We start from the raw sequence: 13,038 nt of genomic DNA on the forward strand, positions 1-13,038 counted from the left end.
CGGTTGCGTGCCACGCGGACACGAGGAGAGGTGTACGCGATGACCAGAGCCAGACGCGCCGCCGCCGTCACCGCCGCCCTGCTGGCGGCCGGTGTGCTGGCCGGCGCCGGAACAGCGCCGGCCCAGGCGGACCGGAACCGTACCCGCGACGTCCACCCCACCCTGCGCGAGCATCTGGTCGCCTACTACGACTTCGACCACCCGGTGCCCGGCGACGTCGCGCTGGAACGCGACCAGGGCCGTTCCGGCACCGAGATCGAACTCGTCAACGGCGGCGCCGCCATGCGGGTGCCCGACCGCGCCTACCCCGGCAGCGGCAGGGCGCTGCAGACCCGGCAGGTCGACCCGGCCCAGGCCGGCAACGACGACTGGAAGGCCGGCATCTTCTCGGCCAGCGGCGTACGCACCCTGCGCCCGTTCAGCGCCGTCGCCGGCACCACAGTGATGGGCTGGTTCAAGCTGGAGATGGACGCGCCGCTGCCCAACTCCACCACCCCGAACCCGGACGACCGGTTCAACGCCATCGGCCTGGCCGGCGTGCTGACCGGTGACTCCGACGGCCACGGCGTCCGGGCGCTGCTCGAACTCATCGACGTCAACGGCGAACTGCGCCTGGTCGCCCTCGGCCGGCGGCTGGACGGCGGCAACTCGCAGACCTTCGCCGCCAGCGGGGACTGGCGCACCCTGCTGCCGAAGGGGGAGTGGGTGCACCTGGCCGCCACCTTCGACTTCAACACCGGGGCGATGGCGCTCTACCGCAACGGCCGCGCGCTGGACGGCTTCTACACCCGCGCCGACGACCCGTGGCTGGTGTCCGGGCCCGGCCCGCACGTCACCACCGCCTCCGACCCGCGGGGCATCAAGATCGGCGGGAGCTTCCCGCAGGACAACCTGGAACGCAACCCGTGCGACTGCCGCATGGACGCCCTGATGTTCCTCGACACCGCGGTCTCCGCCCGCGACGTCGAGAAGCAGTACCGCTACCTGGCCCGCTGACCACCCTCGGCACGACCCCACCGAGAAGGAGACCCGCGTGCACAGTATCGGCAGCATCCGCAGATCCGCGCTGGCAGCCGGGCTCACGGCCGCCGCCCTGGTCCTGTCCACCCTGGTCGCCGCGCCCGCCCGGGCCGCCGACCCGATCGACGATCCGGTCACCGAGATGCCCACCCAGTCCCGGCTCGGCCTGGTGCTCACCGAGTACACCAGCTTCCCGCAGTCGTTCCCCACCCCCGCGCCGACCGACCAGCGGCTCATGCGGACCGCGCGGATCAACACCATCATGGAGCTGCCCGACGGCTCCGGTCGCCGGGCCGTGCCCGACCTCAACGGCAAGCTCTACCTGGTCGAGGACGGCGTACCGCACGTCTACCTGGACGTCGCCGCGACGTTCGCACCGCAGTTCTTCTCCGGCCGCGGGCTGGGCCAGGGCTTCGGCTACGTCGCCTTCCACCCGGAGTTCGGCAGCAACGGCCGGTTCTACACCATCCACACCGAACAGGCGTCGGCCACCACCGAGGTCCCGGACTACGCGCAGGCCACCACCCTGTTCCATGGGGTGATCACCGAGTGGACGGCGACCGACCCGGCCGCCGACGCCTTCGCCGGCAGCCGTCGGGAGATCCTCCGGATCGGGTTCGGCGGCCAGATCCACGGCGTCCAGGAGATCAACTTCAACCCCACGGCGAAGCGCCACGACAGCGACTACGGGCTGCTGTACCTGGCCGTCGGCGACGGCGGCCTCGGTGCGCGCAACACCGACCCGCAGAACCTGGCCATGCCGCACGGCAAGCTGCTGCGGATCGACCCGCGCGGCAGCGACTCCGCCAACGGCCAGTACGGCATCCCGGCCGGCAACCCGTTCGTCGGCCAGCCCGGCGCGCTCGGCGAGATCTACGCGGTCGGCTTCCGCGACCCGCACCGGTTCAGCTGGGACCGGGCCACCGGCCGGATGTACCTCGGGCACATCGGCGAGCACGCCGTCGAGGCGATCTACGAGGTGCGCGCCGGTGACAACTTCGGCTGGAGCGAACGGGAGGGCGCGTACGTCTTCGACAAGACGGCCACCAACCCCTGCGACAAGCTGCTGCCGCTGCCCGCCGACGATGCCGGCTACGGCTACACCTACCCGGTCGCCGCGTACGACCACGACCCGGCGCCCGGCTGGAACTGCACCTCGGACGTGGGGGTCGCGGTGGCCGGCGGGTTCGTCTACCGGGGCAGGGCGCTGCCCGCGCTGCGCGGCAAGTACGTCTTCGGTGACCTGGTCGACGGCCGGGTGCTCTACACCGAGGCGAACCGGATGCGCCGGGGCGCGGGCCTGGCACCGATCCACCGCCTCGCGCTCTTCGACGCCGCCGGCAACCCGGTGCGGATGCAGGACCTCTCCGGCCCCGGCGCGCCCGGCGACCCCAACCGGGTCGACCTGCGCTTCGGCACCGACGCCGCCGGCGAGCTCTACATCCTGGCCAAGGCCAACGGCAAGGTCTGGAAGGTCACCGGCACCCGGGTCTTCGCCGCCGGCGACGTCGGCGACACCCGGCTGCGCCAGACGGCCGGCGCGCACAACTGGGCGCCGGTCACCCCGTCGAAGTGGCAGTTCACCAGGGATGAGGTGATCCTCGCCGAGGCCGGGGTGAGCCGGCCCGGCCCGCGCCGGCCGTTCGAGTACGCGGTGCTCACCGCCGGGCCGGCCTGGTCGTCGGTCGAGGTCGAGGCGCGGGTACGGCTGGACACGCCGGTGGAGGTCACCAACCGGGACGTCATCATCGTCTTCGGCTGGCGGTCGGACACCGAGTTCTACTACGCCCACCTCTCCACCGACCACACGATCTACCCGCACAACGGCATCTTCAAGGTCGACAACGCCGACCGGGAACGCATCGACCACCAGTGGAACGGGCGGTCCCGCGGCGCCAACCCGGCGATCACCGACGCCGACTGGCACAAGGTGCGGGTGAAGCACCTGCCGGCCACCGGGGAGATCGCGGTCTACGTCGACGGGCACAAGGACCCGCTGATGACCGCGAAGGACACCACCTTCGGCTCCGGCCGGGTCGGCTTCGGCTCCTTCGACAACGTCGGCCGGCTGCGGCACCTCACGGTGACCGGCACACCGGCCTGACGCCGCGCCGGTGGGGTGCGGCGGCGACGTGGCCGCCGTACCCCGCCGGAGCACCCCGAGATGTGGCGCCCGGCCGGTCGGCCGGGTGCGCGAGAACCCCGCTTACCTGGAGGGCGAGGCGATGACGGCACGTATCCCGATAGGGATCGTCATGAATGGCGTGACCGGGCGGATGGGCTACCGGCAGCACCTGGTCCGGTCCCTGCTGGCGATCCGCGATCAGGGCGGCGTCCCGCTGCACGGCGGCGGGCGGCTGTGGCCGGAACTCGTGCTGGTCGGCCGCAACGAGGCCAAGCTGCGCGACGTCGCGGAACGGCACGGGCTGACCGACTGGACCACCGACCTCGCCGCGGCGCTCGCCCGCCCGGACACCGCGATCTACTTCGACGCCCAGGTGACCAGCGAGCGGGAGAAGGCCATCGGGCTGGCCATCGAGGCCGGCAAGCACATCTACACCGAGAAGCCGCTGGCCACCACCCTGCACGGCGCCGTCGAGCTGGCCCGGGCCGCCGACGCGGCCGGCGTACGGCACGGCGTCGTGCAGGACAAGCTCTTCCTGCCCGGCCTGCGAAAGCTCGACCGGCTGGTGCGCGGCGGGTTCTTCGGCCGGATCCTGTCGGTGCGCGGCGAGTTCGGCTACTGGGTCTTCGAGGGCGACTGGCAGGCCGCGCAGCGCCCGAGCTGGAACTACCGGGCCGCCGACGGCGGCGGCATCGTGGTCGACATGTTCCCGCACTGGCACTACGTGCTGGAGCAGGTCTTCGGGCCGGTGCGGGCGGTCACCGCGCACGTCACCACGCACATCCCGCTTCGCTGGGACGAGGAGGGCCAGCCCTACGACGCCACCGCCGACGACGCGGCGTACGCCATCTTCGAACTCGACGGCGGCATCGTCGCGCAGATCAACTCGTCCTGGGCGGTCCGGGTCAACCGGGACGAGCTGGTCGAGTTCCAGGTCGACGGCACCGAGGGCAGCGCCGTGGCCGGGTTGCGCCGCTGCCGGGTGCAGCACCGGGCCAGCACCCCGAAGCCGGTGTGGAACCCGGACCTGCCGTCCACCGACGACTTCCGGTCGCAGTGGCAGGAGGTGCCGGACAACGAGGTGTACGACAACGGCTTCAAGGCGCAGTGGGAGATGTTCCTGCGGCACGTCGCCGAGGACGCCCCGTACAGCTGGGACCTGTGGTCCGGCGCGCGCGGCGTGCAACTGGCCGAGCTGGGTCTGCTGTCCGCCCGGGAGGGCCGGCGGGTGGAGATTCCGGAGCTTTCGGCATGAGTGCCACCGTGCGGCTGCCCGACGGGGCGTACACCCTCTCCGGGGCGGGCGGCGAGCACGCCGTGCCCGGTGCGCCGTTCACCAGCCGGGTGGCGTACGCCGCCGCGCACGTGGTCGCCGACCCACGGGCGGAGAACGTGCCGGGCGCGCCCGCGGCCGTCGACTGGGACGCGACGCTGGCGTTCCGCCGGCACCTGTGGTCGTACGGGTTCGGGGTGGCCGAGGCGATGGACACCGCCCAGCGGGGGATGGGGCTGGACTACCCGACGGCGCGTGAGCTGGTGCGGCGCTCCGCGGCGGCGGCCCGGGCCGAGGGCGGTGCGATCTGCGCCGGCGTCGCCACCGACCAGCTGCCGGCCGGCCCGGCCACCCTCGACGAGATCCGCAAGGCGTACACCGAGCAGCTCGCCGACGTGCAGGAGGCCGGCGCCCGGCCGGTGCTGATGTGCAGCCGGCACCTCGCCGCGGCGGCCCGCTCCGCCGAGGACTACCTCGACGTCTACGGCCGGCTGATCGACGACGCGGACGGTCCCGTCGTGCTGCACTGGCTGGGGCCGGCGTTCGACCCGGCGCTGGCCGGGTACTGGGGCGACGCCGACCCGGCCCGGGCCGCGGACACCGTGGTGGCGCTGATCGCCGGCCGTCCCGGCAAGGTCGACGGAATCAAGCTGTCGCTGCTCGACGAGGACTTCGAGGTGGCGCTGCGCCGGCGCCTGCCGGCCGGGGTGCGGCTCTACACCGGCGACGACTTCAACTACCCGGCGCTGATCCGGGGCGACGCGCAGGGCCACTCCGACGCGCTGCTCGGCGTGCTGGCGGCCATCGCTCCGCCGGCGGCCGCCGCGCTGCGCGCGCTCGACGGCGGTGACCTGGCCGGGTACGACCGGCTGCTGGCCCCGACGTTGCCGCTGGCGCGGCACCTGTTCGGCGCGCCGACCTTCTACTACAAGACCGGTATCGTCTTCCTGGCCTGGTTGGCCGGCCACCAGGAGCACTTCACCATGGTCGGCGGCCTGCAGTCGGGCCGGTCACCGGCGCACCTGACGCGGCTGCTACGGCTCGCCGACGCCGCCGGCCTGCTGCCCGACGCCGAGCTGGCCGCCCACCGCGCGCGGGCGTACCTGACCACGGCGGGGGTGGCACAGTGAGGCGGTTCGCGCTGAACTCCGCCACCACCCGCCGCTGGCCGCTGCCGGACCTGGTCGCCGGGTGCGTGGACGCCGGCGTCGGCAACGTCGGGCTGTGGCGCGAGGACCTGGCCGGGTACGGGGTCGAGGCGGCCGCCGCCCTGGTCCGGGACGCCGGCCTCACCGTCACCTCGCTGTGCCGCGGTGGGTTCTTCGACGCGCCGGGCTGGTTCGACGAGAACCGGCGGGCGATCGACGAGGCGGCCTGCGTCGGCGCGCCGGTGCTGGTGCTGGTCTCCGGCGGGCTGCCCGCCGGCAGCCGGGACCTCGACGCCGCCCGGGCGCACGTCGGCGAGGCGGTCGGCGCACTGGTGCCGCACGCGCTGGCCGCGGGCGTACGGCTCGCGGTCGAGCCGCTGCACCCGATGTTCTGCTCCGACCGGTGCGTGGTCGCCAGCCTCGGCCAGGCGCTCGACCTGGTCGAGCCGTACCCGCCGGAGGCGGCGGGAGTGGTGGTGGACACGTACCACCTGTGGTGGGACGACCAGGTGTGGGCGCAGATCGCCCGGGCCGGGCGGGCGGAGCGGATCGCCTGCTTCCAGGTCGCCGACTGGGTCACGCCGCTGCCCGCCGGGGTGCTGCTCGGCCGGGGCCTGCCCGGCGCCGGCTGCGTCGAGCTGCGGCGCTTCCGGGAGGCGGTGGACGCCGCCGGCTACACCGGGCCGATCGAGGTGGAGGTCTTCGCCGAGGAGGTCTGGTCCCGGCCCGGCCGCGTGGTGCTGGACGAGGCGATCGCCGGGTACCGGGAGCACGTCGCCTGAGCGGGCGGCGGCGGGTCGGACCGTCCGCCTCCGCCGGGCGCGGCGGATAGGCACCGTCGCCGTCGCCCGGCGTCACGAGGGAGTCGGTGCGCTGACCGGGTAGGCGAGGGCGAGGGTGAGGTCGAGGACGCTGGCCGGGTCGGTGAGCCGGTCGCCGTACAGTTCGCGCAGCTTGCCCATCCGGTAGCGGACCGTCTGCGGGTGCACGAAGAGGTCGGCCGCCACGTCGTCGCGCCGGCCGTGGTGCAGCAGCCAGGAGCGCAGCGTCTCGGCGAGCCGGTCGGCGGTGGCCGGCGGCAGCCCGGCCAGCGGGGCCAGCGCCCGGGCCCGCAGGTCGGCCAGCGCCTCCGGGTCGGTGCCGAGCAGCAGCTCGGCCAGGTGCCGCTCGGTGTCCAGCGGGGCGCCGTCCGCCGGGTGGTCGATGCCGAGCGTGTGCGCCCGTACGGCCCGCTGGTAGGCGTACGCCGTCCGGGTCCACGGGCGGGCCGGGCCGAGCACTGCCCGGCGGCCGTGCAGCACCCGGGCCAGCTGCCGCCGCCGGTCGCCGTGCGCGTCGGGAACGAGCAGCACGGCAAGTTCCGCGTCCGGCTCGGCCGTGGGCAGGTCCTCCGCGCTCTCCAGGGTGTGCTCGTCGAGCAGCGCCAGCGCCGGGCGCAGGTTGGCCCGCGGCAGCAGGACGACGGTGAGGGTCTGCGGCGGCGGCCAGTCGGCCCGCTCGGCGCTGCGCAGCAGCACCTCCTCCGGATCGCCGGCCAGCAGCTGCTGGGTGAGCCGTTCCAGGTTGTGCCGCCGGACCCGCCCGGCGCTGGCCAGCTCGTCGGAGTGGCCGGCGACGCTCGCGGCGGAGAGCTCGTCGATGTAGGCGAACATCAGCTCGGCGAACTCGGCGACGGTCGCCGCGGCGAGCCCGCCCTCGACCGTGGTGGCGGCCATCTCCCGCCAGGAGACCCGGGCGCCCACCCGGTAGGCGGCCAGCAGCGCGTCCATGCTCCGGCCGGAGCGGGCCTCGCCGCTACCCAGGGCGTACGCGGCCTCCAGCGCGGGCACCAGCGGCGTGCTCGGGTTAGCCGTCCGGGGCCGCTCGATCAGCTGGAGGAACGTGCCGAGCGCGATCTGCACCGCGTTGGCGATCTTGGCGCGCATCTGACCGGTGAGGGTGCCGGAGTAGCTGGGCACCTCGGCGGTGATCGCGGTCACCGTGCGCTCGGCCAGCAGCGGCAGCCGGTCACGCAGGGCGCGGGCCACCTCCTCGTCGAGTTCCAGGCGGGCCGCGCGGTACGTCGCCCCGATACCCTCCGTCACGAGTTGTTCCCTCCGCACAAGAATGCGGGAGCGCTTCACCCGCACAGGCCAAGATTTTATGCCAGCACGCCGCGACCATCGAGATATGACCACGACAGTCCCCGCCTCTCGGGCAAAGCGGTCGGTTCGGGGCGGACTGCTCCGGTTGGCCGCCGCGGTCACCACCCCGCTGCTGCCCGAGGACTACCTCGACCTGGTCGCGCCGCTGCGCTCGGCGGACCTGCGCGGCCGGATCCTCGCCGTCCGCCCGGAGACCCCGGACGCGGCGACGCTGGTCATCCGGCCCGGCCGCGGCTGGCGCGGGCACACCCCCGGGCAGTACGTCCGGCTCGGCGTCGACGTCGACGGCGTACGCCAGTGGCGGGCCTACTCGGTCACCTCCGCGCCCGGGCGGCGCACCGACCCGATCACCGTGACGGCCAAGGCCATCCCCGACGGGCTGGTCAGCAACCACCTCGTCCGGCGGCTGCGGCCCGGGACGATCGTGCACCTCGACCAGGCCCAGGGCGACTTCGTGCTCCCAGCAACCGCCCCGGACCGGGTCCTCTTCCTCACCGCCGGCAGCGGGATCACCCCGGTGATGGGAATGCTGCGCGCCGGCGCGCTGGCCGGCGCCGACGTGGTCGTGGTGCACTCCGCGCCCACCGCGACCGACGTGATCTTCGGCGCCGAGCTGCGCCGGCTCGCCACCGACGGGGCGATCCGGTTGGTGGAACGGCACACCGACACCGACGGCCTGCTCGGCGTCGCCGACCTCGACGCCCTGGTGCCCGACCACCTGGACCGCGAGACCTGGGCCTGCGGGCCGGTCGGCCTGCTCGACGCGCTGGAAGAGCACTGGACGGCGCGCGGGTACCCCGACCGGCTGCACACCGAACGGTTCCGGCCGACCGTGGTGACGCCCGGCGCGGGCGGGACGCTCACCTTCACCCGGGCCGCGGTGACCGTCGAGGCCGACGGCGCCACCCCGATCCTGGACGCCGGCGAGCGGGCCGGGGTGCTGATGCCCTCGGGCTGCCGGATGGGCATCTGCTTCGGCTGTGTCGTCCCGCTGCGCCAGGGCGCCGTCCGCGACCTGCGCAACGGCCAGCTCACCACCGCCGTGCCCGGCGACGGCGTCCTCGTGCAGACCTGCGTGTCGGCGGCCGCCGGCCCCTGCGACCTCGACCTCTGATCGGAGCCCGCGACGTGACCGTGATCCAGAAGAAGCCCGACAACCCGATCGCGCACCTGACGGCCGAGGACATCGAGATTATCGGCCGGGAACTCGACGCGATCCGCGACCGGGTGGTGGCCAGCCGGGGCGAGCGGGACGCCGCGTACATCCGCAAGGTCATCGCCACCCAGCGGCGGCTGGAGCTGGGCAGCCGGGCGGTGCTGCTGTTTTCGCTCTTCCCGCCGGCCTGGGTGGTCGGCACCGCCGGGCTCGCGGTCGCGAAGATCCTGGAGAACATGGAGATCGGGCACAACGTCCTGCACGGCCAGTGGGACTGGATGCGCGACCCGAAGATCCACTCGACCACCTGGGAGTGGGACCACGTCTCGCCGGCGGACCAGTGGAAACACTCGCACAACGAACTGCACCACCGGTACACGAACGTCATCGGCAAGGACAACGACCTCGGCTACGGCATCATGCGGGTCGACGAGGACCAGCCGTGGCATCCGATGCACCTCGGCCAGCCGCTGTGGAACTTCGTCAACGCGTGTTTCTTCGAGTACGGCATCGCCGCGTACGACCTGGAGCTGGGCAAGAACCTGCAGCAGGGGCGGCACCGTGACCCGCAGTTCCGGGCCCGGGCGAAGGCGGTCGGGCGCAAGATCCGTCGGCAGGTGCTCAAGGACTACGTGCTGCACCCGCTGCTGTCCGGCCCCTCGTTCCTCAGCACCCTGGCCGCCACCTTCACCGCGAACCTGATCCGCAACCTGTGGAGCCACTCGGTGATCATGTGCGGGCACTTCCCCGAGGGCGTGGAGACCTTCGAGAAGCGCTCCATCGAGGGGGAGACCCGCGGCGAGTGGTACCTGCGGCAGATGCTCGGGTCGGCGAACATCAGCGGCAGCCGGCTGCTGCACCTGATGACCGGGAACCTGTCCTTCCAGATCGAGCACCACCTCTTCCCGGACCTGCCGAGCAACCGCTACCAGGAGATCGCCCCCGAGGTGCGGGCGCTCTTCGACCGGTACGGGCTGCGCTACACCACCGGCTCGCTGCCCCGGCAGGTCTTCTCCGCCTGGAAGAAGGTCTTCCGGCTCTCCCTGCCCAACCGGGCACCGGCCGACCCGAGCCCGGCCGACGACCGGCCGGCGCGGGCCCTCGCGCCGTCGCTGGGCGGCTGACCGGCACCGGGACGCCGCCCGGCGGGTCCGCCCCGGCCCGCCGCCCGCCGGCGGCTCGCAGGCGCCCAGGGGGCGGGGGCCGGCGGGCAAACCGGTGGGCGGCGGCGCCGGGGCGACGTACAGTCGAGGGCATGGAGTCCAGGCGCCGAAGCATCGCCGCGGCCGCACGAGCTGCCAGCTCGTCGGTCGCCGCCGCCTGATCTCCCGACCCCTCGCCGGCGACCGGAAACGGTCCGCCGGCTTCTTCGCGTCCCGGGGCAGCCCGTCCCGCGCCAGCGGACCCTTTCCGGTCACCACGACCCGGAAGGCACCCGCCATGAACCGCGACGAGATCGTCCGCACCTTCCTCGACTTCTACCGCGAGCGCGGCCACCGGCCGGTGCCCGACAGCTCACTCATCCCGCCGCCCGGTGACCCGGTCCTGTTCACCACCTCCGGGATGCACCCGCTGACGCCCCATCTGGAGGGCCGTCCCCATCCGCTCGGCCGCCGGCTGGTGAACGTCCAGCGCTGCCTGCGCACCACCGACCTGGACGAGGTCGGCGACCGCACCCACCTGACCGTGTTCGAGATGCTCGGCTCCTGGTCGCTCGGCGACTACGACGTCTCGCAGAGCCTGCGCTGGGGCCACCGGCTGCTGCGGGAGGGCTTCGGCGTCGAACCCGACCGGCTGCACGCGACCGTGTTCGGCGGCGACGAGCAGCTCGGGCCGGACCGGGTCTCGCTGGAAACCTGGGCGGAGCTCGGCGTACCGGCGGAGTTGACCCGCGGCGAGGACAACTGGTGGTCCAACGGACCGACCGGGCCCTGCGGACCGGACTCGGAGATCTTCGTCTGGACCGGGGACGGCCCGCCCCGCGGCACCCCGGGCACCGACGACCGGTGGATGGAGGTCTGGAACCACGTGCAGATGCGCTACCACCGGCACGACGACGGCCGGCTGGAGCCGCTGCGGCAGCCCAACGTGGACACCGGGATGGGGCTGGAGCGGCTGGAGATGGTGCTGAGCGGCACCCGGTCGGTCTTCGAGGGCGACGGCCTGCGACCGTGGGTGCGCGGCGTCGGCGGCCTGTGGCGGCTGGACGAGGTGCCGCTGCGCCAGGTCTGCGACCACCTCCGCTCCGGCGCGGTCGTCGTCGGCGACGGCGTGCGCCCGTCGAACACCGGCCGGGGATACGTGCTGCGCCGGCTGGTCCGCCGGGTGCTCACCACCCTGTGGCGCGACGACCCGTCCCGCACCCTCTCCGACCTGCCGACCGAACCGATCCGGCACACCCTCGAAGGGTTCGGGCAGCAGACCGGGGTCGGCGAGGTGCGCGACGTGTTCGGCGGCGAGGAGCGCCGGTTCCGGGAACTGCTGCGGCGCGGGCGGCCGCTGGTCAGCCGGCGCCGCTCCCGTGGGCCGCTGACCGGCGAGGACTACCACTGGCTGCACGACACCCACGGGCTGCCCCGGGACCTGGTCGACCACCTGGTCGGTGAGCTGGGCTGACGCTGTTTCGGGGTGCGTGCAACCGGATCGGGCGCCGCGCCCATCCCTACGGTGACGGCGGTGGACGGGAGTGGTGGATGCAGGCGACACAACGGCACGAGTACGTCGAATTCGTCACGGCCACCACCCCGAAGCTGCGCCGCACCGCCTACCTGCTCACCGGTGACCAGCACCGGGCCGACGACGTGGTGCAGCAGACGCTGACCAAGCTCTACCTCAAGTGGCCACGGGTGCGGGGCGCCGACGACGTCGAGGCGTACGTGCACCGGATGCTGGTGCGGGTCTTCCAGGAGGAGCGGCGGTCCCGCTGGGGGGGGCGGCTGCTGGACCGTACGCCCGAGCCGGTGCCCCGCGACGATCCGGCCGGCCCGGACGACGCCGTGGCGGACGCGGTCACGCTACGCCGCGCGCTGGCCTCCGTGCCGCCGGGGCAGCGGGTCGTCCCGGTGCTGCGGTTCTACGCGGACCTCTCCGTCGAGCAGACCGCCGGGGTGCTCGGCTGCTCGACCGGCAACGTGAAGAGCCAGACCGCGCGGGGCCTCGCCGCGCTGCGCCGCTGGCTTCCGGTGGACACGGACTCGGAGGGAGTGGCGCGGTGAACGACAACGAGGAGCGGGCGGTGCGCACCCTGCTGAGCCGGGTGGCCGACTACCTGCCGGCCGGGGGCGTGCCGGCGGCGGAACTGGTCACCGGCGGCGAGCGGCTGCTGCGGCGGCGGTTCGCCGTCGCCGGGGCGGCCGCCGTGCTGACCGTGGTCGCGGTGCTCGGCGGGACCGTCCTCGCCGGTGGCCCTTGCCCGGCACGCCCGTGGCGCCGGTCAACGGGCAGCCCGCGTTCTTCTACACCCACCAGCACGCTGCCGTGCTCTCCTGGCAGTACGCCCCGGACGGCTGGATCGCGATCAGCGTCCGGGAGTACGAGCGTCCGGAGGAACTCGCCCGCCAGATCGCCGAAGGGCTGGTCTGGGAGGAGCGACCGGTGACCGTGCCCTTCGCGTCGGTCGCCGCCCCCGGGGGAGTGGTCCTGGAGGGCACCGAGATACGGAACTTCCGGGGCGGGTGGCTGGACGCGAGCCTGCGGTACGTGCTGCCGAAGAACGTCGGCTCAGCCGAGGTGCGCGCCGACTACATGCTCGGCGGGAGCAACGGGATCTTCAAGGCCGACGAATTCAAGGCCGGTCTCACCGTGGCTGGCCGGCGGGCCATGGCCGACGAGTTCTCCGGTACCGGCGTCTACCGGGTCGCCCAGCTGCCCGGCGGCTGCACCGGTTGCGTCGGCGAGGTCAACCCCGAGACGGTGGCGGGGCAGGCGGCGGTGGGTGGCCGGGCCGGCGCCCTCGACCTGGCCGCGTCCATCCGGCTGGTGGACGGGTGGGACGACCCGGCGTCCTGGCGACCGGTGTAGCCGACGGGGGACCGCGGACGGGCCGGCCCGGCGGGACGGGGGCGGGCCGGCCCGAGCGGATCCGGCGCGCCGCGGCGCGGGTGCGCGGTTGGTGCGTCGGGCGGCGCGATCGGCCAGGATGAGCTGCGGAAGGGCGGCCGGACCGGATCGCG

Annotated in this window: 11 protein-coding genes; 10 read left to right on the plus strand and 1 reads right to left on the minus strand. The window is 73.9% G+C overall.

What is annotated here, in order from left to right:
* Positions 1-39: 39 nt before the first annotated feature.
* The 5 genes from FHX32_RS32755 to FHX32_RS32775 all read left to right on the plus strand — a co-directional run bounded on the left by FHX32_RS32755 (position 40) and on the right by FHX32_RS32775 (position 6,348).
* Complete coding sequence (locus tag FHX32_RS32755; protein WP_167191792.1) at positions 40-996, plus strand: LamG domain-containing protein; 957 nt, start codon at positions 40-42, stop codon at positions 994-996.
* A 37-nt stretch (positions 997-1,033) separates the two neighbouring features.
* Positions 1,034-3,124: a PQQ-dependent sugar dehydrogenase gene (locus FHX32_RS32760; protein ID WP_167191794.1), complete on the plus strand. Its 2,091-nt coding sequence runs from the start codon at positions 1,034-1,036 to the stop codon at positions 3,122-3,124.
* Between the two features lie 121 nt (positions 3,125-3,245).
* Positions 3,246-4,400, plus strand: coding sequence for a Gfo/Idh/MocA family protein (locus FHX32_RS32765; RefSeq protein ID WP_167191796.1), 1,155 nt, complete (start codon positions 3,246-3,248; stop codon positions 4,398-4,400).
* Positions 4,397-5,548: a DUF993 family protein gene (locus tag FHX32_RS32770; protein WP_167191798.1), complete on the plus strand. Its 1,152-nt coding sequence runs from the start codon at positions 4,397-4,399 to the stop codon at positions 5,546-5,548. The genes FHX32_RS32765 and FHX32_RS32770 overlap by 4 nt, the downstream gene beginning before the upstream one ends.
* Positions 5,545-6,348: a sugar phosphate isomerase/epimerase family protein gene (locus tag FHX32_RS32775; protein ID WP_167191800.1), complete on the plus strand. Its 804-nt coding sequence runs from the start codon at positions 5,545-5,547 to the stop codon at positions 6,346-6,348. Before FHX32_RS32770 ends, FHX32_RS32775 begins: the two co-directional genes overlap by 4 nt.
* A 72-nt stretch (positions 6,349-6,420) precedes the next feature.
* On the opposite strand, the gene FHX32_RS32780 is transcribed toward FHX32_RS32775, so the two are convergent.
* The gene (locus tag FHX32_RS32780; RefSeq protein WP_167191802.1) at positions 6,421-7,650 is read right to left on the minus strand and encodes a helix-turn-helix domain-containing protein; all 1,230 of its coding nucleotides are present in this window, start codon (positions 7,648-7,650) and stop codon (positions 6,421-6,423) included.
* Between the two features lie 85 nt (positions 7,651-7,735).
* On the opposite strand from FHX32_RS32780, the gene FHX32_RS32785 reads away from it, so the two are divergent.
* The 5 genes from FHX32_RS32785 to FHX32_RS32805 all read left to right on the plus strand — a co-directional run bounded on the left by FHX32_RS32785 (position 7,736) and on the right by FHX32_RS32805 (position 12,886).
* Complete coding sequence (locus FHX32_RS32785; RefSeq protein ID WP_167191804.1) at positions 7,736-8,824, plus strand: ferredoxin reductase; 1,089 nt, start codon at positions 7,736-7,738, stop codon at positions 8,822-8,824.
* Positions 8,825-8,838: 14 nt separating this feature from the next.
* Positions 8,839-9,990, plus strand: coding sequence for an acyl-CoA desaturase (locus tag FHX32_RS32790; RefSeq protein WP_167191806.1), 1,152 nt, complete (start codon positions 8,839-8,841; stop codon positions 9,988-9,990).
* A gap of 316 nt (positions 9,991-10,306) precedes the next feature.
* Positions 10,307-11,482, plus strand: a complete 1,176-nt coding sequence (locus tag FHX32_RS32795; protein WP_167191808.1) for an alanine--tRNA ligase-related protein — start codon at positions 10,307-10,309, stop codon at positions 11,480-11,482.
* A gap of 77 nt (positions 11,483-11,559) precedes the next feature.
* Positions 11,560-12,081 (plus strand): SigE family RNA polymerase sigma factor, encoded by a 522-nt coding sequence (locus tag FHX32_RS32800; protein ID WP_167191810.1) that lies wholly within the window; start codon positions 11,560-11,562, stop codon positions 12,079-12,081.
* A gap of 193 nt (positions 12,082-12,274) precedes the next feature.
* Positions 12,275-12,886 carry a hypothetical protein gene (locus tag FHX32_RS32805; RefSeq protein WP_167191812.1) on the plus strand — a complete coding sequence of 204 codons (612 nt, stop codon included), beginning with the start codon at positions 12,275-12,277 and terminating at the stop codon, positions 12,884-12,886.
* Positions 12,887-13,038 lie beyond the last annotated feature (152 nt).

The organism is Micromonospora sp. CNZ280 (assembly GCF_011759515.1).

What these genes read in the sequence shown, in the direction of transcription:
- FHX32_RS32795 (WP_167191808.1), top strand. Translation starts at nt 10,307, where the DNA reads ATGAACCGCGACGAGATCGTCCGCACCTTCCTCGACTTCTACCGCGAG.
- FHX32_RS32755 (WP_167191792.1), top strand. Translation starts at nt 40, where the DNA reads ATGACCAGAGCCAGACGCGCCGCCGCCGTCACCGCCGCCCTGCTGGCG.
- FHX32_RS32785 (WP_167191804.1), top strand. Translation starts at nt 7,736, where the DNA reads ATGACCACGACAGTCCCCGCCTCTCGGGCAAAGCGGTCGGTTCGGGGC.
- FHX32_RS32765 (WP_167191796.1), top strand. Translation starts at nt 3,246, where the DNA reads ATGACGGCACGTATCCCGATAGGGATCGTCATGAATGGCGTGACCGGG.
- FHX32_RS32770 (WP_167191798.1), top strand. Translation starts at nt 4,397, where the DNA reads ATGAGTGCCACCGTGCGGCTGCCCGACGGGGCGTACACCCTCTCCGGG.
- FHX32_RS32800 (WP_167191810.1), top strand. Translation starts at nt 11,560, where the DNA reads ATGCAGGCGACACAACGGCACGAGTACGTCGAATTCGTCACGGCCACC.